Source organism: Paenibacillus sp. 37 (assembly GCF_008386395.1).
In the GTDB taxonomy this organism is placed as follows: domain Bacteria; phylum Bacillota; class Bacilli; order Paenibacillales; family Paenibacillaceae; genus Paenibacillus; species Paenibacillus amylolyticus_B.
This window is the reverse complement of record NZ_CP043761.1, coordinates 3,954,254-3,975,277: the sequence shown is the minus strand read 5'-3', so window position 1 is coordinate 3,975,277 and position 21,024 is coordinate 3,954,254. Positions and strand designations below refer to the sequence as shown.

17 protein-coding genes are annotated in these 21,024 nt (G+C 46.8%); 13 read left to right on the top strand and 4 right to left on the bottom strand.

Annotated features, from left to right (window positions below; all coding sequences use genetic code 11):
* The first annotated feature begins 90 nt into the window (after window positions 1–90).
* The 9 genes from F0220_RS16950 (at window position 91) to F0220_RS16910 (ending at window position 11,120) form a co-directional block, all read left to right on the top strand.
* Window positions 91–2,280 carry a glycoside hydrolase family 52 protein gene (locus tag F0220_RS16950; RefSeq protein WP_105599033.1) on the top strand — a complete coding sequence of 730 codons (2,190 nt, stop codon included), beginning with the start codon at window positions 91–93 and terminating at the stop codon, window positions 2,278–2,280.
* Entirely contained in the window at window positions 2,277–4,418 is a 2,142-nt protein-coding gene (locus F0220_RS16945) for an alpha-glucuronidase family glycosyl hydrolase (protein WP_105599032.1), read from the top strand. The genes F0220_RS16950 and F0220_RS16945 overlap by 4 nt, the downstream gene beginning before the upstream one ends.
* Before the next feature lie 81 nt (window positions 4,419–4,499).
* Window positions 4,500–5,567, top strand: coding sequence for an NAD(P)-dependent alcohol dehydrogenase (locus F0220_RS16940; protein ID WP_105599031.1), 1,068 nt, complete (start codon window positions 4,500–4,502; stop codon window positions 5,565–5,567).
* 183 nt (window positions 5,568–5,750) lie between these two features.
* Window positions 5,751–5,999: an HPr family phosphocarrier protein gene (locus tag F0220_RS16935; protein WP_017688214.1), complete on the top strand. Its 249-nt coding sequence runs from the start codon at window positions 5,751–5,753 to the stop codon at window positions 5,997–5,999.
* A gap of 144 nt (window positions 6,000–6,143) precedes the next feature.
* Window positions 6,144–6,395 carry a type B 50S ribosomal protein L31 gene (locus F0220_RS16930; RefSeq protein ID WP_062834756.1) on the top strand — a complete coding sequence of 84 codons (252 nt, stop codon included), beginning with the start codon at window positions 6,144–6,146 and terminating at the stop codon, window positions 6,393–6,395.
* 438 nt (window positions 6,396–6,833) lie between these two features.
* Window positions 6,834–7,139, top strand: coding sequence for a Dabb family protein (locus tag F0220_RS16925; protein ID WP_076317704.1), 306 nt, complete (start codon window positions 6,834–6,836; stop codon window positions 7,137–7,139).
* A 154-nt stretch (window positions 7,140–7,293) separates the two neighbouring features.
* The gene (locus F0220_RS16920; RefSeq protein ID WP_105599030.1) at window positions 7,294–8,055 is read left to right on the top strand and encodes an SDR family NAD(P)-dependent oxidoreductase; all 762 of its coding nucleotides are present in this window, start codon (window positions 7,294–7,296) and stop codon (window positions 8,053–8,055) included.
* A gap of 258 nt (window positions 8,056–8,313) precedes the next feature.
* On the top strand, window positions 8,314–10,041 hold the full coding sequence (gene poxB, locus F0220_RS16915; RefSeq protein ID WP_105599029.1) for a ubiquinone-dependent pyruvate dehydrogenase: 1,728 nt from the start codon (window positions 8,314–8,316) through the stop codon (window positions 10,039–10,041).
* Between the two features lie 323 nt (window positions 10,042–10,364).
* Window positions 10,365–11,120, top strand: a complete 756-nt coding sequence (locus tag F0220_RS16910) for an SDR family NAD(P)-dependent oxidoreductase (protein WP_105599028.1) — start codon at window positions 10,365–10,367, stop codon at window positions 11,118–11,120.
* Between the two features lie 109 nt (window positions 11,121–11,229).
* On the opposite strand, the gene F0220_RS16905 is transcribed toward F0220_RS16910, so the two are convergent.
* From F0220_RS16905 to F0220_RS16890, 4 genes are all read right to left on the bottom strand, one after another.
* A complete protein-coding gene (locus tag F0220_RS16905; protein WP_105599027.1) occupies window positions 11,230–12,414 on the bottom strand; it encodes an MFS transporter in 1,185 nt (394 codons plus the stop codon).
* Window positions 12,415–12,645: 231 nt separating this feature from the next.
* On the bottom strand, window positions 12,646–12,930 hold the full coding sequence (locus F0220_RS16900; RefSeq protein ID WP_036613842.1) for an ArsR/SmtB family transcription factor: 285 nt from the start codon (window positions 12,928–12,930) through the stop codon (window positions 12,646–12,648).
* Between the two features lie 170 nt (window positions 12,931–13,100).
* Window positions 13,101–13,442, bottom strand: a complete 342-nt coding sequence (locus tag F0220_RS16895) for a ribosomal protein L7/L12 (RefSeq protein WP_223199719.1) — start codon at window positions 13,440–13,442, stop codon at window positions 13,101–13,103.
* Window positions 13,443–13,482: 40 nt separating this feature from the next.
* Window positions 13,483–14,688 (bottom strand): cytochrome P450 family protein, encoded by a 1,206-nt coding sequence (locus F0220_RS16890; protein ID WP_105599026.1) that lies wholly within the window; start codon window positions 14,686–14,688, stop codon window positions 13,483–13,485.
* 147 nt (window positions 14,689–14,835) lie between these two features.
* On the opposite strand from F0220_RS16890, the gene F0220_RS16885 reads away from it, so the two are divergent.
* From F0220_RS16885 to F0220_RS16870, 4 genes are all read left to right on the top strand, one after another.
* Window positions 14,836–15,849 carry an aldo/keto reductase gene (locus tag F0220_RS16885; RefSeq protein ID WP_223199718.1) on the top strand — a complete coding sequence of 338 codons (1,014 nt, stop codon included), beginning with the start codon at window positions 14,836–14,838 and terminating at the stop codon, window positions 15,847–15,849.
* Between the two features lie 420 nt (window positions 15,850–16,269).
* Window positions 16,270–17,370, top strand: coding sequence for an ATP-binding protein (locus tag F0220_RS16880; protein ID WP_105599025.1), 1,101 nt, complete (start codon window positions 16,270–16,272; stop codon window positions 17,368–17,370).
* Complete coding sequence (locus F0220_RS16875) at window positions 17,358–19,811, top strand: DUF5682 family protein (RefSeq protein ID WP_105599024.1); 2,454 nt, start codon at window positions 17,358–17,360, stop codon at window positions 19,809–19,811. Before F0220_RS16880 ends, F0220_RS16875 begins: the two co-directional genes overlap by 13 nt.
* Window positions 19,796–21,019: a VWA domain-containing protein gene (locus tag F0220_RS16870; protein ID WP_223199717.1), complete on the top strand. Its 1,224-nt coding sequence runs from the start codon at window positions 19,796–19,798 to the stop codon at window positions 21,017–21,019. The genes F0220_RS16875 and F0220_RS16870 overlap by 16 nt, the downstream gene beginning before the upstream one ends.
* Window positions 21,020–21,024 lie beyond the last annotated feature (5 nt).

The window sequence follows — 21,024 nt, the reverse complement described above, 5'->3', positions numbered from 1 at the left end:
ATTGATTTGATCATGGTCTGAGGTGGAACCACGTGTTAGGATGGGGCTAATGAAAACGTATGCAAACGATTTTGAGAGGGGTTATGATTCGTGAGCACATCGAAATCCATCTTTTATAATGCGCATCACGCACCGATCGGTGCTTTTGCGAGTTTCACACTGGGATACAAAGGAGCCAAAGGCGGGCTGGGTCTTGAGCTCGGCAAACCGGCAGACCAGAATGTATATATTGGATTACAATCTCGCGATGGAGAGAATTATCAGGCGCTTCCTTTTTATGAAGCTTCCGAGGATGAGAGCAGCCGTTATGATGTAGAGAAGTTGGAAAATGGGGACACGGCGCTGACCAAAGCGTCCAAAGTTCCGCAACCTCTGATTGCGGCTTTTCGTGATGAAGAGATTACCCGTGAATTCACCTCAGGTACGGATACATGGACTGCAGGAGATCTGACGTTCCGTATCTACTCGCCTGTACGTCCAGTACCTGATCCAACAAGTGGAGAGCGTGAAGCCTTAATGGATGCACTCGTACCTGCCGTATTGGTAGAGATGACGATTGACAATACGCAAGGTCAACAAGCACGTAAAGCCTATTTTGGCTATCAGGGCAATGATCCGTACTCTGCGATGCGTCTGATCGGGGGACCGGAGGGCGGTTCCATTACAGGTGTGGGACAAGGTCGACTTACAGCGATTATGTCGGCAGATGACGGACTGTGGCCAGCACGCGGATTTACGCTGGAGAAACTCTTGCAGGAGCAACATACGGATAATCTGGCATTTGGACTTGGCTCAACCGCTGCACTACTGATGGAGGTAGCGGCTGGAGAGAAACGCACGTATCAATTCGCCGTATGTTTCTATCGCGGGGGCATTGTGACAACTGGAATGGACACCATGTATTGGTATACGCGCTATTTCTCCGATATTCAGGCAGCAGGAGCGTATGCACTCCAACGCTTCAGTGAGTTGACTGCATCCTGTGGAGAGGTTGAACAGCGCCTTGGAACAGCGGCTTTGACCGAAGATCAATCATTCATGCTTGCTCATTCCATTCACAGCTATTATGCCAGTACCCAACTGCTGGATGCCGATGGCGAACCACTCTGGGTGGTGAACGAAGGGGAGTATCGGATGATGAACACACTTGATCTGACGGTTGATCAGTTGTACTTCGAGCTTGCCTTGAATCCATGGACGGTGCGTAATGAGCTGGAGTGGTTTTTCAAACGATACAGTTATACCGATCAGGTTCGTTTCCCGGGGGAAGAAAAGTTACATCCGGGCGGAATTACCTTTACCCATGATATGGGTGTTGCCAACGTGTTCTCACGCCCTGGACACTCGGCATATGAACTGGTTGGCATTGACGACTGCTTTTCACAGATGAGCCACGAGGAACTGGTGAACTGGCTCTGCTGCGCGACCGTATACATTGAACAGACACAGGATCAAGCATTTGTGAAAAACATGCTTCCTGTTATCCAGGATTGCTTCGAAAGTATGCTTAATCGTGACCATCCTAACGCGGAGCAGCGTAACGGTCTGATGGGTCTCGATAGCAGCCGTACCCAAGGTGGAGCAGAAATTACAACTTACGACAGCCTGGATGTGTCACTGGGTCAGTCTCGCAATAATATCTATCTGGCGGGTAAATGTTGGGCGGTCTATGTTGCATTGGAGAAGCTGTTCGCAACGGAGAAGTTGGCGGATCTGTCACATCAAGCAGGGCTTCAGGCGGATCGCTGCGCAGCCAGTATTGCTGCACAGTTGACGGATGGCGGCTACATTCCAGCTGTTATTGCAGAAAATAATGATTCCAGAATCATTCCGGCGATTGAAGGTCTTGTATTCCCTTACTTTACAGGCTGTGAAGCAGCATTGGATGTCAATGGTCGTTTTGGACCTTATCTGAAAGCACTCCAAACTCATCTGAAGACGGTTCTTGTACCGGGAACATGTATGTTCGAAGATGGTGGCTGGAAACTGTCCTCAACAAGCAATAACTCGTGGCTGAGCAAAATCTATCTGTCCCAGTTCATCGCTAGAGAGCTGCTGGGTGTGGAATGGAATGAGACAGGCAAGGCAGCAGACGCCGCTCATGTCAACTGGCTGCTGCATCCGGAGGAATCCTACTGGTGCTGGAGTGACCAGATCCTGTCTGGTGTAGCAGTTGGCAGCAAGTACTATCCGCGTGGTGTAACGTCGATTCTATGGCTACTCGAAGGAAAAGGGAATCGCCTTGCACAGATCTATGCTATCAAGGAGGCGGTACAATGAACCAATCTATCGTTCAATCTGCTTTGTCAGGTCCACAGTATGATGCATGGCTGGGGTATCACTCCGAATTGCCAAAAGCGAATGGAATTGCCCGTAAGAATGCTCCTCCGTGGAGCAAGCGGATACTGGCGGAAGAGAAGCATGGCGTAATCACAACAGCGCTGACCGAACTTACACGGGGACTGGAGAAGCTGTATGGCGTGAAACCGACAGTCAGTCAGCTGTCTGATGCTCAGCAAAGTGAGCGGCACAATCACGATTCCGATCCCGCCATACGAATCGGTACTTGGACAGGGAGCGATTCGGTGGCTGCGTCGTTCAGTGAGACAGAGCGTTCTGCTGTTCAAGGAGAAGGGTACATCATTCGTGAGAGCGAGGGTGTGCTGGTCATTGGTTCAGAGACTCCCCAAGGTGTATTGTATGGTGCATTCCATCTGCTTCGGGAACTGACAATGGATCAAGGAAGTGCAAGTGAGGCGGATGTCGCTGTGAGTAAATGGAGTTTCATTACAGAGCAGCCTACCAATGCGCTACGGATGATCAATCAGTGGGATAACGTGGACGGCAGCATTGAACGTGGTTACGCAGGAGACTCCATTTTCTATGATAACGGGGAATTCACACTGGACTTGGACCGCATCAGGGACTACGCACGTTTGCTCGCTTCGACAGGCATTAATGCCATATCGATCAACAACGTCAATGTACACCGCCGTGAGAGTCTGTTTCTGACGGAACGTTATCTTAGCGATGTGGCGAAGGTTGCTGCTGAATTCAGAGCGTATGGTATTCGATTGTTCCTGAGCGCCAACTACGCGAGTCCAATCGAGATTGGTGGGTTACGTACGGCAGATCCGCTGGATGCGCAGGTACGGGAATGGTGGAACATGCAAACGGCCAAGGTGTACGCAGCCATTCCGGATTTTGGCGGTTACCTGATCAAGGCAGACTCCGAGAATCGTCCGGGACCGTTCACGTATAACCGTGATCATGCCGATGGTGCGAACATGCTGGCTGAAGCCCTTAGGCCTTTCGGTGGATTGGTCATCTGGCGTTGCTTCGTCTATAACTGCAAGCAGGACTGGCGGGACCGTTCCACTGACCGTGCACGTGCAGCCTATGACCACTTTACGCCGCTGGATGGGCGTTTTGCTGAAAATGTCATTTTGCAGATCAAAAACGGGCCGATGGACTTTCAGGTGAGGGAGGCGGTATCCCCGTTGTTCGGAGCCATGGAGAATACGAATCAGGTGATTGAATTCCAGATTACACAGGAATATACCGGGCAACAGCGTCATCTCTGTTATCTGGTTCCCCAGTGGAAAGAAGTATTGGACTTTGACACATACGCCAAAGGCGAAGGTTCAGAGATCAAACGCATTGCGGATGGTTCTCTGTATAAACGACCTCACAGCGGCTTCGCCGCAGTATCCAATATTGGTGCAGATGCCTGTTGGACAGGACATCCACTCGCGCAGGCGAATTTATATGGATATGGAAGACTTGCGTGGAACCCGGAGCTGTCCGCGGAAGAAATTGCCGATGAGTGGGTGAGACTCACATTTGGACATGAAGACGAAGTTGTGCGGCAAGTTACGGGCATGCTTTTGACTTCACTAGATATCTATGAGAATTACACTGCGCCTCTCGGTGTGGGTTGGATGGTTAATCCGGAACATCATTACGGGCCGAATGTAGATGGGTATGAGTATTCCAAATGGGGAACGTATCACTTTGCCGATTGTCATGGCATTGGTGTAGATCGAACCGTGAACAGCGGTACAGGATATACCTCACAGTATCACCCTGAGAATGCTGATCGTTATGAGTCCGTAGACACCTGTCCGGATGAGTTGATCTTATTTTTCCATCACGTGCCGTACACCCATGTTCTGCATTCGGGTAAAACGGTCATTCAGCATATTTATGATACACACTTTGAAGGTGTTGTGCAGGCGGAGGCGTTAGCCGAGACATGGAGAGGGCTGGAGGGCAAAATCGACCCGGTCATGTTCAGTAAAGTTGCTTCATTACAGGACAACCAGGCCGAACATGCGAAGGAATGGCGGGACATGATCAATACGTACTTTTATCGCAAGAGCGGCATTGCGGATGAACAAGGCAGAACAATCTATTGATTGGTGATGTGAAGAAAGAAGATACCTTGTTATCTTTGATGTACAATAGACAGCATGGACATACATGAGGAGGAGAACCGTATGGGACAACATCAACTGCCCGAGACGATGAAGGCCGCTGTCATGATAGAGCCAGGACACATTATTATTGAGGAACAACCCGTCCCGCAACCGGCAGCGGATGAGGTGTTAATCCAGGTGATGGCTGTCGGGGTGTGTGGCTCGGATGTGCATTATTTTGAACATGGACGCATTGGCAGATTTGTGGTGGAGAAACCGATCATTTTGGGACATGAGTGTGCGGGGATCATTGCTGCTGTTGGCTCGAACGTATCACGTCTGAAAACAGGGGATCGGGTTGCTATTGAGCCTGGCGTGACTTGCGGACGCTGCACGGCATGTAAGGAAGGTCGTTATAACTTGTGTCCGGATGTACAATTTCTGGCGACCCCTCCGGTGGATGGGGCATTTGTACAATACATGGTGATGCGTGAAGATATGGTATTCCCGATCCCGGATCATCTGTCTTATGAGGAAGCAGCTATGAACGAGCCATTCTCCGTTGGTATTCACGCTGCACGCCGCAGCAAATTGGCTCCGGGTACAACCCTGGCGATTATGGGCATGGGTCCCGTTGGACTCATGGCCGTGGCTGCTGCCAAATCTTTCGGTGTAGAGAAGATCATAGTAACGGATCTGGAGGATGTTAGGCTGGAAGCATCTCGCCGCATGGGTGCCACGCATACCATTAATGTGCGGAATGAAGATGCGCTGGCTGTGATTCGCGAGTTAACAGGTGGTGTTGGTGTGGATACCGCATGGGAAACAGCGGGCAATCCAAAGGCGCTACAATCTGCTCTGTATTCACTTCGACGTGGAGGGAAACTTGCGATTGTGGGCCTGCCTGCACAGGACGAGATCGCACTCAATGTTCCATTTATTGCGGACAATGAAGTTGATATCTATGGCATATTCCGTTATGCCAATACGTATCCGGCAGGAATTGAGTTCCTGAGCTCCGGCCAGCATGACGTGATGTCCTTGATTACAGATCGTTATCCACTTGAAGAGACACAGCAGGCGATGGAGCGCGCATTACACAATAAAAGCGGCAGTCTGAAGGTCATGGTATATCCGAACGGTATGTAAGAACAACCTGGAAGAGTCCTGCGGTATAGGACTCTTTTTTTGTTTTTTTTGCAAAAAAGTATGGGTCAAGCTCCCATAACATGGTATAATTCATGAAGATTTTAATATATAAATGGATACACACCATATTGGTGAATAAGTACTTAGCGAAAGGAACTGAAGGTTGTGAGAGTACATGAATTTATGATACACGCTGATTTTCATCGGGATGATCTGATGTCGGTATCTTCTCAAGCGTCGCGTTTTTCCTCGGATATTATTTTGTCGTATATGGAGTCTGAGCATGAGCATCGTGTAGATGTCAAAAGCCTGCTTGGAATGGCGTTACTACCCATTCGATATGGTAGTGTTGTCAGATTACAGACAAGAGGCAGGGATGAACTGGAGGCTTTGGAGTACATGTTGAATGTACTGGAGAAAGGGACGGCGTGACACCTGATTAGGTGTAAAATCACAGATATCATAATTTTTTTAGCTATTCCTCAAATCCTGCTGGTACTTTGTCCGAAAAAAGAGTATAATAAAATGTAGTTTGATTCTAAAGAAGTACCCATATTAAAGGAGTGTAAATAGATTATGCCAAAAGTTGACATCCATCCAAAGACACAACTCGTAATTTTTTACGATGCAAGTGCTGATTTCAAATTCCTGAGTTCTTCCACGAAGTTCTCTAACGAAACTATGGAATGGGAAGACGGTAACTCTTACCCAGTAATCCGTGTGGACACTAGTTCCGCATCCCACCCGTTCTTCACTGGTAAACAAAGAAACGTGGATATCGGTGGTCGTGTTGATAAATTTAACCGTAAATACAACATCAACAAATAAGTTTATCCATACATTACAAGAAAACCTCGGGATTTGTCCTGAGGTTTTTTTGTGTACATATTCAGGGTAAAACCTTGTGATTTTTAATTAATATTTGTAACTATATAAATTGAACTAAACATTTACACAAAACGGAGAGGACAGAAAGAACCTGAAGAAGCGTAGCGTTCGCCTACAAGCTTTCTGCAAGAAAGCTACATCGGAAGCATAAGCTATCCCCGAATTTACCCCTTTTATAGAAGGAATCAAAAAAATCTGGGGATAACAGCGATCGGAAGGTTGTTCTGTCATCGAAGTGACCAGTGTAAATATTCTTTAGTTCAATTTATATAGAGATAACCATCTGATTAAAAATTAATTCAACCAATTATTGCGCTTACAACACATTCGGATGTACACTAGGAAACGAGTACGAACATATTGGAGGAGGAAATAGAGATGAGCAGCATCACACATATGGTAACGTTTACACTTTACGCGGGTAAAGATACACCGGAGGCCGAAGCCTTTTTGAAGGAAAGTTCGGATGCACTGGCTGTCATTCCTGGCGTAGAGCAATTTCAGGTTCTGAAACAGGTAAGTGAGAAGAATGAGTTTGACTACAGCTTCTCGATGGTCTTTGCGGATCAGGCTGCGTATGATGCATACAACAATCACCCGGTTCACCGTCAATATGTAGAAGAGCGTTGGGAAAAGGAAGTCAGTCGCTTCCAGGAAATTGATCTTATTCAACATCATAATTAATAGTTTCCACATAGAGGAAAAAAACTTGAACTACCATATACAGCATTGAACAATGCTGTATATCTCTCTGAATAATGCGTAATTAATGAACAAAAATACCTTATTTTCGAAATCGTTTTCGAATCGAATGAAATTTAAGGAGGTTTTCACTGTTATGCAATTGGATCTCTCAGGAAAAACGGCTCTGGTTACAGGCGCAACCGGACAACTGGGGAGAGTCATCGCCCGCACGTTGGCAACCTGTGGCGCCAATCTGGCTCTACATTACATAAATAATGATACCAAGGCTCGGGAGCTTCAAGGTGAGATTGAAGCACTCGGTCGTAAGGCTGTAATTGTACAGGGGGATATTACCAAGCAGGATACGGCATTTCGGATGCGTGATGAAATTCAGCCTGTCCTCGGCGGTGTGGATATCGTTGTTGCCAATGCGGTCATTCAATATGAATGGACAACGGTGTTGGAACAGTCTCCTGAAGATTACTTGAGCCAGTTTGAATCCTGTGTCATGCAGAGTGTGTATCTTGCCAAAGCTTTCATACCACATATGCAAAACGTCAGATCCGGGCGGTTCATTGGCATTAATACCGAATGTGCGATGCAAAACTTCGCTCACCAATCGGCCTACACCGCTGGTAAACGTGGAATGGATGGCGTATATCGCGTGCTGGCCAAGGAGGTTGGCGAGTATCAGATTACCGTGAACCAGGTAGCACCTGGATGGACAATTAGCGAACGTGACCGCTCCAGTGAGCCTGGACATGATGAGGCATATACGCGGACTGTACCACTCAAACGCAGGGGTGAAGATCAGGAAATCGCCAATGCGGTAGCTTTTCTCGCTTCGGATCTGTCCTCATTTATCACGGGTGCCTATATCCCGGTAAGTGGTGGCAATGTGATGCCTGCCATCTAGTGTACGCTTGGGATTCGGGAATTCACATGAAATAACAAATAAACCTAGTTTAACTGTAATCCGTTTGTCAAATGACAAACGGATTTTTTGGCATTTTTGTTGTGGCTGGAATAAAGGTTTAAGGGGCCGGTTTTGTTTCATATATCCAGACATACATATTGGGTTGGTTCGGTTTTCAGAAGATTGGGGTATAAGAATAGGTATATTAACCGAGTGGAAACATAATCAAAATGAGCAATTAAAGGAGACCCACCTATTATGAAAAAAACAGTCGCGGACGTTCTGGTTGAATCCTTATTGAACGCTGGCATCAAACGCATATATGGCATTGTTGGAGACTCCTTGAATGCGGTACTCGACTCCATTCGTCGTTCGGGGAAGATCGAGTGGATTCATGTACGGCATGAAGAAGTAGCTGCATTTGCTGCCGGGGCGGACGCTCAGGTCAGTGGAAGTATCGCTGTCTGCGCAGGTAGCAGTGGTCCTGGTAATATGCATCTGATCAATGGTCTGTACGATTGCCACCGCAATCGTGTTCCTGTACTCGCCATTGCTGCACATATCCCAAGTGACGAGATTGGCAGTGAATATTTTCAAGCGACCCATCCGGAGTATCTGTTCCAGGAATGTAGCGATTATTGTGAAGTCATTACAACAGCAAAACAGATGCCGCGTTCTCTGACGATGGCCATTCAGACAGCAGTGGCACGTTCAGGTGTGTCCGTCGTTGTTTTGCCGGGGGATGTAGCAGGACTTGAAGCAGCGGATCTGCCTGTACCTGAGCACGTGTATCATGCGACTAATCCAGTGGTACATCCTTCTGAGCCTGAACTTGTGAAACTGGCGGAATATCTGAATCAAGGCAAAAAAATTACCTTATTGTGCGGTGCAGGCTGCGCGGGCGCTCGGGAGCCCCTTATGCAACTCTCTGATCGTTTGAAATCCCCGATGGTTATTGCGCTACGAGGCAAGGAATATTTGGAGTATGAGAACCCTTATTCCGTGGGTCTTACGGGTCTAATTGGGTATTCATCCGGTTATCATGCCATGATGGACTGTGATGTACTATTAATGCTGGGGACGGATTTCCCATATCGTCAATTCTATCCCGAAGATGCGAAAGTCCTTCAGGTCGACATTCAATCTTCCCATCTGGGTCGGCGCACGAAGCTGGATTACGGCGTATGTGGGGATGTAAAAGCGACCATTGAAACCTTGCTTCCTTATCTGACAGAGGAACACAGTGACAAACATCTGCGTAAAAGTGTGGATCGTTATGTGAAAGTACGTAAAGATCTGGACGAGCTGGCCGTTGGAAAACCGGGTAAAAAGCCCATCCATCCGCAGTACCTGACCAAAGTCATTAGTGATGCCGCAGCTGAAAATGCCATCTTCACCTGTGATGTCGGTACGCCGACAGTATGGGCGGCCCGTTATATCGAGATGAGCCGCAACCGCAGGCTGCTCGGTTCATTCAGTCATGGTACGATGGCAAACGCTTTGCCACAGGCAATTGGCGCTCAGGTCGCTGATCCGGGCAGACAAGTCATCTCGTTGTCGGGTGATGGTGGTATTACGATGCTGATGGGTGATCTGTTGACACTGAAACAGCATAATCTGCCGATCAAAGTTGTGGTGTTTAATAATGGGGCACTCGGTTTTGTTGAGCTGGAGATGAAAGCTGCCGGATTCCTGGAATCGGGAACAGAGCTTGTCAATCCCAACTTTGCGATGGTTGCTCAAGCCATGGGCATGGAAGGTATTCGGGTTGAGGATCCGGATGAACTGGAGGGAGCTGTGCAGCGTGCGCTTCAGCATGACGGTCCTGTGTTGATTGATGTGGTGGTGAATCGTCAGGAATTGTCCTTACCTCCGAAGATTGATATCAAACAGGCGGAAGGATTCACCTTATGGATGATGAAAGCTGTGCTCAACGGACGCGGTGACGAAATTATTGAATTGGCAAAAACGAATTTGCTGCGTTAAAGTGTTTTGATAAGCGGATATGCACCATTTGAAGTTGTAGAGATACTGACTTAAAAGATATTGTATATGTAAAAGAGGAGCATGCAACAAGGCGTAATAGTTGTATGCTCCTTCAATAAAAATGCTGAAAATGTGACGCGTGATATAGTATGAATGCATATTATATGATTTGTTTTTATGTCGAAAGTCTATTAGAATAGGTAAAGTCAAGAAGGTTTTATGCCATTTTTGTCCTACATATTGCATCATTGCATGTAAGTACGTTTCATATCGTATTCATCGATCCAATCACAAGATGACACATACACATGGAGGAGATCAACATGAGTCACGCAGGAAAAGTAGCCATTATTACTGGAGCAGGAAGTGGATTGGGCCAAGCAGCAGCACTCAAGCTGGCTGAGAAGGGTGCATCCATTGTTGTTGTGGATCTTGTCGAAGAGACAGGTCTTGAAACGGTTAAGCAGATTGAGAAGCTGGGAAGTAAAGCTATTTTTGTAAAGGCAGATGTGAGTAAAGCACCTGAAGTTGAGAATTATGTGAAAAAAGCAGTCGAAGAGTTCGGACGAATCGACATGTTCTTTAATAATGCAGGGATTGCGGGTCCTGGGATCAAGTTGATTGAACATACGATCGAGCAGTTTGACCAGATTATTGATATTAACCTGAGAAGTGTATTCTACGGGTTGAAGTATGTGATTACGGAAATGCTCAAAACAGGTGGGGGTTCCATTGTGAACACGGCTTCCACAGCTGGTATTGTTGGTGTACCCGCAGTCGCACCTTACGCAGCAACCAAACATGGCGTGGTTGGCTTGACGCGTACTGCTGCAATTGAATATGGCAAGGACAACATTCGTGTAAATGCGATTGCTCCAGGTACAATTGAGACGCCGATGGTCATTCAGTTCGGTAAAGACAACCCTGAAGTGTTCAAGGCAACCGTTGATAGCATTCCATCCGGACGTCTGGGAAGACCTGAAGAGATTGCTAACCTGGTTTCCTTCCTGCTTGGAGATGAAGCGCCGTATATCAATGGTGCAGTATATCCGATCGATGGTGCAGTTACGGCCCAATAAGAGTTCTGCTTATCCTTAATAGAATAGTCGTTAAAATGTTTAAAGAGAGGCCTCTGTATGCATACAGTGACCTCTCTTTTTGGTTTGTCTGTTGTACTACGAATTCATATCATGCACTGTTGTGCGATGTATTGGTTTGTGTACTTTTGAAAGGCGCTGAACGATACGAGCTTATAACGATGATGATGGCAACAGCAACCCCGACAGCGCCAATCCAGGTGATGGATGACAATGAAACGCTGCTGACAGCAATTCCACCAATACCTGCGCCGGCAGCCATCGCCAGTTGCATCACCGAACTGTTCAGGCTTAGCATAATGCCAGAGGATTCCGGAGCCATGGTGACCAGGTTATATTGCTGAGTTGGACCTGAGGACCATGCGGCAAAAGACCACAAAATAAGAACAAGGAAGACAGCGAGATGAGAGCTTGCTGTTATATTCAACAGGACCAGACTCACGATATGCAATGTCATGCCTGTGATCAGCGTTCGTTTGACACCCAAACGGTCAGCACCGAATCCTCCTGCTTTTGAACCGATCAGACTAGCTATACCAAATGCGAGTAAAGCTGAACTGAGTAGTGCTTCGCTCATTCCTGAAACGGATACAAGATAAGGTGAAATGTACGTGTAGGCAATGGAATAACCACCTAACCAGAAAAAGGTCACCAGCAATGCCAGTACAATTCGTGGCTGTTTGAGCAAAGACAGTTGTTTCTTCAGTGGAACAGGGGCTTCTGCTTTGGAAGGCGGAATGGCGGCCGCAATTACCAGCATGGCGAGGATTCCAAGAACGGCTATGCCGGCAAAAACGAGTTTCCAATCCCAAGATGCAGCAACGAGCCTTCCGAGCGGAACACCAACAATCAGGGAAGCCGTAAATCCAGTGATTACTGTGGCGATTGCACTAGCTTGTTTGCCCTCAGCCGCTATTTGGGAAGCGACCGTTAATGCCGTGACAACAACAACGCCCGCGCCCAAAGCCATCAACACGCGTGCTGTGACGAACAGTCCATAACCCGGCAACAGATAGGCAAGAACATTAGCCGCAACGAATAGACCGAGGAAGTATAGCAACAGCTTGCGACGGTCCCAGCGCGAAGTCAGTGCAATAATGACAGGTGTACCTAGCGCATATACGAGTGAAAAAATCGTAATGAGCTGTCCGGCAGCGATTAAAGAGATATTCATGGTATCTGCAATGCGATCCAAAATGCCGGCAATGACATATTCGGACGTTCCTACAAGGAAACTGACCAAGGCAAGAACATAGATTTTGAGCGTAGAAGACATGGAAACATAACCTCTTTCTGATTATAATTATTATATTTTTAGAAATATAGAAATAAAGACGATAGAACAAGACATGGATGCTCTGAATGCAACCGATCTACGAACGGTGATGTTACAACCTAGATAATGAATAATGGTATAAGCGTAAACTTAAGTGACCTAGTTCTACTAATAAATATCGTGCGTTGTTTCAATATTTCTAATTATATAGAAATATAACTCAAATTTTTTTTATTTATTTAGCAGATAGGGAACAAACTTTTGTGCGGTCTCCGTGTTCAGGCTGTAGTAGATATAAGTACCTTTCTTCTGCGATGTAAGCAGGCCGCAATCGGACAGCTGTTTCAGATGATGAGACAGAGTTGATAGGGCAACCGTAACAAGGCGGCTCTCCAGATCGGCAGGACACAGGTTGCTTTCGCCCGATAAGATCTGAATGATTTTGTACCGTGTTTGCTCGCCCAGTGCTTTATGAATTTTGACGACTTGTTCAATCTCATTCGAGTTTGATTGCATAATGATCCGTCCTTTCGTCTTTATTTCTTATTTCTAGTAATATAGAAATACAGTAGCATATGTCATTTGAAAAGTAAACTCTCGGACGAAGATTCCATAATTTCTACTGCGTCTGTGTTAACAGCCGAAAGTCTGGAGTAACTTCCCCCGAGAGTTATGTGAGTTGTATATTACCGATCCAGGGAATCAACATAGTCTTTGGCTTCCTTCAACGAAAGACCTCTGGCTTCACGCAGTCGTTTGATCGCCATAATTTTTTTCCCTTGTTGTATAAGTGTAAGCAGCTCCAAATCCAGATCAGTTTGACCCGGTGGGTTTGATTGGGAAGGAGATGCTTCCTTGGGCGACAAGGTGTAATTGAAATCGGAGCGGGCGCTGACGGTTGAACCGTTCTCCAGGCGCTCCACATCTCTTTTCAATTCATTCAATTGGCGTTGCAGGCTGGTGACTCGAACCAACAATACAAGGATCAGAAGCGACAGAACGATCCATACCAAGGTGTTCATTTCCATGATGTCATGTGCCTCGCTCTCATTTGTTCATATTTGGCCATTATTTAAGTTGAACCGGGATTTCCTTGACACCACGAACAATCATGCCAGGTCTCCATTCCAGTTCATTCACATCTGCCTGAAGCTGTATATTTGGAAAACGATTCAGAAGTGTGCTGACTGCAATCTCACCTTCCAGACGAGCAAGCGGCGCTCCCAGGCAGAGATGAATGCCTTTGCCAAAAGCCAGATGCGAACTCTTCTCGCGTGTGATATCGAAAATATCAGCATCCTTAAACTGCTGTTCATCCCGGTTGGCGGAATCAAGCGCAACGATGACAAGTTCACCTTGAGCAATATGCTGTCCACGGAATTCAATATCTTCAAGAGCCCACCGGGATGTGCTGAACTCCACCGGTCCGTTATAACGCAGCATCTCTTCAATAGCATTGTGAATAAGCTCGGGTTGCTTGATCAGCAGTTCGCGTTGCTCAGGGTGCTCCAGCAGGGCGAGAATCCCATTGCCGATGAGATTAACGGTTGTTTCATGACCAGCAATGATTAATAAAGAGACAACGCCAAGCAGTTCTTGTTCAGTTAACTGCTGCCCGGATTCTTCTGCAATGACGAGCTGGCTGATCAGATCTGTGCCCGGGTCTTGACGTACTTTGGCGAACCAAGCCGTAAGGTAATCCGTAAACTCCTTGGAATGCTGCTCAAACAGCTCAGCGCTCTCGGCTGTGGAAGCATCAATTACCGTATTGGACCATATGCGGAATTGATCACGATCCTGGGCAGGGACCCCCAGAATTTCACTAATAACAATGATGGGCAGCGGGAAGGCAAAGTCATCGATCAGATTCATTTTATCCTGTGACGGGAGGTTGTCCAGCAGATCATCAGCAATGTGCTGAATATGGCTTCGCATGTTTGCAATCAGTTTGGGCGTGAACGCTTTCTGCACCAGTCCGCGAAGACGTTTATGATCTGGCGGATCGGAGAACAACATATTATTCGAGAAAATGCTTTGATTGTCAGCGCCGTAACGTCGGACCATGTCTTTGCTGAAGCGAGGATCTTTCAGAATCTGGACTGCATCCTCGTATCGGGTAATCATCCAGCCGAATTCTCCTTGAGGAAACATGACTCGGAAAACGGGCTCATCTTTTCTTAACTTTTCATACACCGGGTAAGGGTTATGCGTGAATTCTTTCGTGAAAATTCCTGACTTTGAGGATTCGTTGGGTTCATTCGGGTTCAAATGCATAATCTCCTCTCATATTCCTAGATAATACCTGCACCCTCTATATATTCAATACATAAGCTTTTGAAACCTTGTTTTTGGTCCAAGTGGATGATTGAGCAGGAAAATAGAGGAAGATGGAAGAAGACATGGTAGATAGAATTGGTTATTATGCTTGGTAAAAATGAAAACGAGGTGAACGCTGACATGTCTTACACACAACTTCCTTTGCATCAACACCGGATTCCGGCAAGTCGAATGGTTCTTGGCTGTATGCGTTTTGGGGGCGAATGGGACGGGCTCCCCATTACTTCAGATCTTGTCGTGGAGGGTCATCGAGCGGTCGAAGCGGCTATCGAAATAGGCATAAACCATTTTGACTTGGCGGATATATACACACGCGGTAAGGCAGAGCATGTATTGGGGCGAATTTTATCCGAAACTCCTGGTTTGCGTGAACAGATCATTATACAGTCGAAGTGTGGCATACGTCTTGTGGGTGATGATGAAGGACCGCAGCGTTATGACACTTCAGGTGCACATATCCTGGCGAGTGTGGACGGTATCCTGGAACGGCTCGGGATCGATTATCTGGATATTTTGCTGTTACACCGTCCTGATCCGCTCGCCCATCCGCAAGAAATTGGAGACTCACTGGCTGAGCTGCATCATTCCGGTAAAGTGCGCCATTTTGGTGTGTCCAATATGGGTTCTGAACAGATTCGCCTTCTTCAGCTTCATAGTAAAGTACCCCTGATTGTGAACCAGTTGGAGATGAGTCTGGATAAAATCGGATTCGTAGAAGCCGGTGTGACAGTTAATCGGCCCCAAGCCAGAGACAACGTGTTTCCCTATGGCACGATGGAATATTGTCAGGCAGAGCATATTCAACTGCAAGCTTGGGGTCCCCTTGCTCAGGGGCGATTTACTGGCAGGGTAGTTGAGGGACAGCGCGCGGAGATTGAGCATACGGCTCAACTGGTTGATCGAATGGCCAAGGAGCGTGGGGTGACACCGGAGTCTATTGTACTGGCTTGGTTAATGAAGCATCCAGCAGGGATACAACCTGTCATTGGTTCGATTCGACCAGAACGTATTCTGGCCTGTCGTGATGCAACGAATATTGAGCTTACCCGATATGAGTGGTACGAGCTGTATTCCGCTTCATGCGGGCGTAGAATGTAAGTAGGGAATTCTGAGAGATTGATTAGTTTCGATTAAAATTTATAGATGTTGGGTGAAATTTGAACATATAGAAGACACAGGCTGCTAATGGCCTGTGTTTTCTTTGTGATATTCAGCTTCATTTGGTTGAAACACATGATCGAAAGTGTAATGAATCCTGAGGTCATATGGCCTACAATGCGTTTACATGGGTAATAAGCATGCTGATTAAGATCCGAAACCAGTGTGTTGGCACGGTTGTAAGGATATTTCACCTGCATATTTGCGCTAGAGGCTATGTCCATGGACATAGGGAGAGTGCTGATAAGAAGGACGTTTCAACCATTTTTATCGTTTTACGGGGTAGTTGTTCGAGGGCTGTGATAAAATAATAGGAATAAGAACATACGATCTGTTTAAGTGAGAGGAGACACCTTGACGATGGAGATGCTTAAGCCACCCGCCGAGACATTATACGAGGTTGAATTACGCGCGCTGCGAGAGGAAGATCAGGGGAAACGCCCCCCGAACTGGCTGTTATCTCCCGCCTATGTGCGCGATTTTATTATAGGCAGGGATAAGCCTGCATTATTGAATGGAGAAGAGATCCCGATTACCCGCAAATTCTATGGCAATGACGTGTTAATTGAACGTGCAGTGGTTACTCTGGCAGGCAATCGAGGATTAATGCTCGTGGGAGAACCCGGGACAGCCAAGACCATGCTTAGCGAACTGCTGACCGCAGCAATCTCCGGAACCAGCCTGAATACGATTCAGGGTACGGCAGGCACGACGGAAGATATGATCAAGTATTCCTGGAATTACGCCATGTTGCTTGATAAAGGCCCTTCGGAAGCGGCACTTGTGCCATCACCGTTATATAACGGAATGAAGAAAGGCATTCTTACCCGTTTTGAAGAGATTACACGTTGTCCCGCCGAAGCGCAGGATAGTCTGATTAGTATTCTCAGTGACAAGGTCATGAGCATTCCTGAACTGGATGGCGGTGTACTGTTTGCCCAGCCGGGATTTAACGTTATTGCTACAGCCAATATTCGGGATAAAGGTGTAAACGAGATGAGTGGTGCCTTGAAACGGCGGTTCAATTTCGAAACGATCAAGCCCATTCATAACGTGAAAATGGAAGCCAAAATTATTGAATCCCAGGCACGAAGCCTGTTATTACATAGTGGAATTGATATTGAAATTAACCCGGATGTGGTTGAATTGCTGGCTACAACATTTATGGAACTGCGCACCGGTATGACACGGGAAGGTTATAAGCTTGATACACCTCAAGCCTCCATGAGTACGGCGGAAGCGGTGTCTGTCTATGTCCAGAGTGCGATGACTTCCTATTACTACGAAGATAAGGCTATTGCGCTGGATCGGTTAGTGCAGAACATGCTCGGGACCATTGCGAAGGAAAACGACAAGGATCTGTCCATTCTCAAAACCTACTTCTCCAAGGTTGTTAAAGAGCGTTCCAGGGAAGAGAGAATGTGGAAGGACTATTATGAGGAGAGAAAATGGATCGGTTAACAGCAGTTCTGGACCCTGATGTTGATCAGTTACAATCCTTGTTCAAGTCCCATGTCTATAACCTGAGTAATCATACGGTCTATTACCCAATACGACACCATAGCCCTGCATGTTCATATCACTTATTACGATTAATCGAAGAGTACAAGCCGGATATCATTCTAATCGAAGGACCAGAGAGCGGTAATCCATTAATTTCGGTTCTGAGTGATGAGGCAACCTTGCCTCCTGTCAGTCTGTACTACACCTATGAGAGTGAGTTGCAGAGAGAAGCCTGTTATTATCCGATGCTTCGTTATTCGCCTGAATATGTAGCTTTGAAAGAAGCAAAACGGCTGGACATTCCGGCGAAGTTTATTGATCTGGACTATCAACACTTCTCCACTCGTGCATCCAAATCCGGGCAGACAGAACAAAAGGAGATCTCCATCCAGGACGAAACCTTGCTTGCGGGGTCTGATTTCATTAACCGGTTGTGTCAAAAAACAAACTGTCGCAGTTTTGATGAATTGTGGGAAAAGGTGTTTGAGATTGGTGGCCTGGAGAAGTCTACTGAGGCATTCGTGCAGGATGTATTCACATATTGTACTTTATCCCGAATGTGTTATGCCACGGAACGATTACAGTCTTCAGGTGATCTGATAAGAGAAGCACATATGAAACAACGTATTAATCAAGCGGTGCAAGAGCATGATCGTGTGCTTGTCATTACCGGTGGATTTCATACGTATGGACTGTTGATGTCAGAGGAACATGAAACAGAATTGGAAAAGCCAGAGATGGATAAACAGCATGCAGACCAACGTTCGGATGGGCAAGGTAAACCAGGTACGTCTCAACAAAGTGCGGTTCACCAACAGATGTATCCGATGGTCTATACTTTTGCTGAAGTGGATCGGCTTAATGGATATGCAAGCGGCATGCCATATGTGAATTATTACGATCAGATCTGGAACCAGCTGCTTCGCAAGAAGAGTACACCGTACAATCTAACGGCTCTGGACTTGTTATCTCGGCTGATGCGCAAATTACGGGACGGTCACGAACATGTATCAACCAGTGATGCAATTGAGGCATACAGCATGATTCAGGGTCTTGCCGGGCTTCGAGGAAAAAGGGAAGGCGGCGTCTATGAGTTGATGGATGCAGCACTCTCTTCCTTTGTGAAGGGGGAACTTACCCTAGCGACCGATAAACCGCTGCAAGAGCTTCAGCAGTTATTGACAGGAGACGTCATTGGAAGCGTAGCTCCCAATTCATTCAGTATTCCCATCGTGGAGGACTTCAAAGTCCGTTGTACAGGACACAAACTGCAGATCCGCACAACAGGACAACACAAGAAAGTGCTGGATCTATATGCGAAACCGGAGCACCGTCAGATAAGCCAATTGATTCAATGCATTACCTATCTGGTTCCGGAATTTGCGAAACGGCAATCGGGGCCGGACTGGATCGCAGAACGGGACATGAATCTCGTGCGCGAAACCTGGGTTTATATGTACTCATCCCGTATTGAAGCCAGATTGATAGAAAACTCTCTTTATGGCGGAACACTTGCTGGAGCAGCCACACGCAAAATGGAAGAACAGATGCAAGACATACCGGATCATCATAGCGGTGAACTTGCCCGACTCATGCTTCAAGCGTTGCTCATGGGACTTCAGGACACAGCGATGAAGCTTTATGAACAGGTGCGCTCGGCGCTGAGAACCGATGGGAACTTCCTTTCCTTATGTAACAGTCTGCATGTCTTGAACCGAATTCATCAGCACCGCAGGCTACTGGGATTATCTGACGAGCAACAACTCCCTGAGCTGGTATCTGAGGCTTACAGGAATGCCGTAGACAAGCTGTTACAGCTCTCCAGAGCCAACCCGGATGAGCATGAAGCCATTATTCAGGGATTGAAGTTACTAGCCATGCTCGCGGAGTCATCAGAGGCGCATTTTCAGGATGAGACATTCCGAATACATCTAAATGAGCTTCTGTCGGATCACCAGCTTCCGGCTCAGCTGGAGGGTGTGTGTGTGGCTATTTCCTCAGGGCTCGGCGACAGGACCAGAGATGAGATTGTTGATCGTGCTCGCGGTTATATCCATGGTACACCGGATCAGACCCGTCAAACGGCACTTTTTTTACAGGGAGTATTCACTGTAGCACGTGATGCTTTTTTATATGAGGATCAGCTCTTGTCTGAGTTGAATTATCTGATTGAACAGCTCTCATACGACGACTTCATCAGTATGGTACCGGAATTGCGGTTGGCATTCACCTACTTTACACCAATGGAGACAGGCTTGATTGCTGAACGGGTGGCGAGTCTGCATCAGGTTGAGCCAGAGGAAATGTTGAGGGCAGCAGTCGATGAACAGATGCTGATTCAGTCCAAGACGTGGGATGAAGCGCTTCGAAAGGAGTTTACCGCATGGAAGCTAATATGAATGAAGCGAATCGGAGCACGGACGAAACCAGAGAAATCAATGAAAGTTCCAATCCGGATGGAAGCAACCGAGGGGATCAACATTCTGCTGAAACCTTAAATCGATGGCGTCTGATTCTCGGTGAATCCGCTGAAGAAGGGTTGTGTAATACAGACCAATATACTTCGGCTGAATTTCAATATACGGAAATCGATGAGATTCTGGGGTATCTCTATAACCGTGAATACGGTGAAGAACAAGGTTATCGAAAAGAGGGAGGACGCGGTGCGTCTAACCTGACTGTACCGAAATGGCTGCACAAGGTCAGGGATCTATTCCCCAAACCAACGGTCGAAATATTGGAGAAACAGGCGCTTGATCGTTATGGGCTGACAGAATTGTTAACGGACAAAAAGTTGCTTGAATCCCTTGAACCCAACATGAATCTGCTCAAGAACATTATGCAGTTCAAAGGACGGATGAAAGGTGAGGTGTTAAAGAGCGCCAAGGATATCGTTCGAACCGTGGTTGAAGAACTCCGCAGCAAGCTGGAATCTCAGACTCGAGCCAGTATCATGGGCAAGCGCAGTCGTTATACCTCCAGTTCGGTACGTTCCTTGCGCAATCTGAATTTCAAACGAACCATCACCAAAAATTTGAAAAATTATGATAAAAATAAGCGCAGATTTGTGATTGATCGTCTCTATTTCGACGGGAATATACAGCCGCATAACAAGTGGAACATTATTATTGGTGTGGACGAAAGCGGCAGTATGCTCGATTCAGTCATCTACAGTTCGGTGATGGCCAGCATCTTTTATCGCTTGAATGCGCTGCGCACGAAATTATTCATTTTTGATACACAGGTGGTTGACCTGAGCGACAGGCTGGAGGACCCGGTAGACGTGCTCATGAATGTACAGCTCGGCGGGGGGACACATATTACCAAAGCGTTGCGTTACGGAGAGACGTTAATCGATAATCCAGGCAAAACGATCTTTATTCTTGTCAGCGATCTGGAGGAAGGCTATCCAATCGCGCAGATGTACAAAGCGTGTAAAGATATCATCGATGCAGGATGCAAATTGCTGGTTCTCACCGCACTCGATTTTAACGGGGATTCAGTCTATAACCAACATGCAGCACAGACGTTGACCAATATGGGCGCACATGTAGCCGCAATTACCCCAAACGAGCTTGCGGATTGGATTGGCGAGATCATCACTTAAATTTG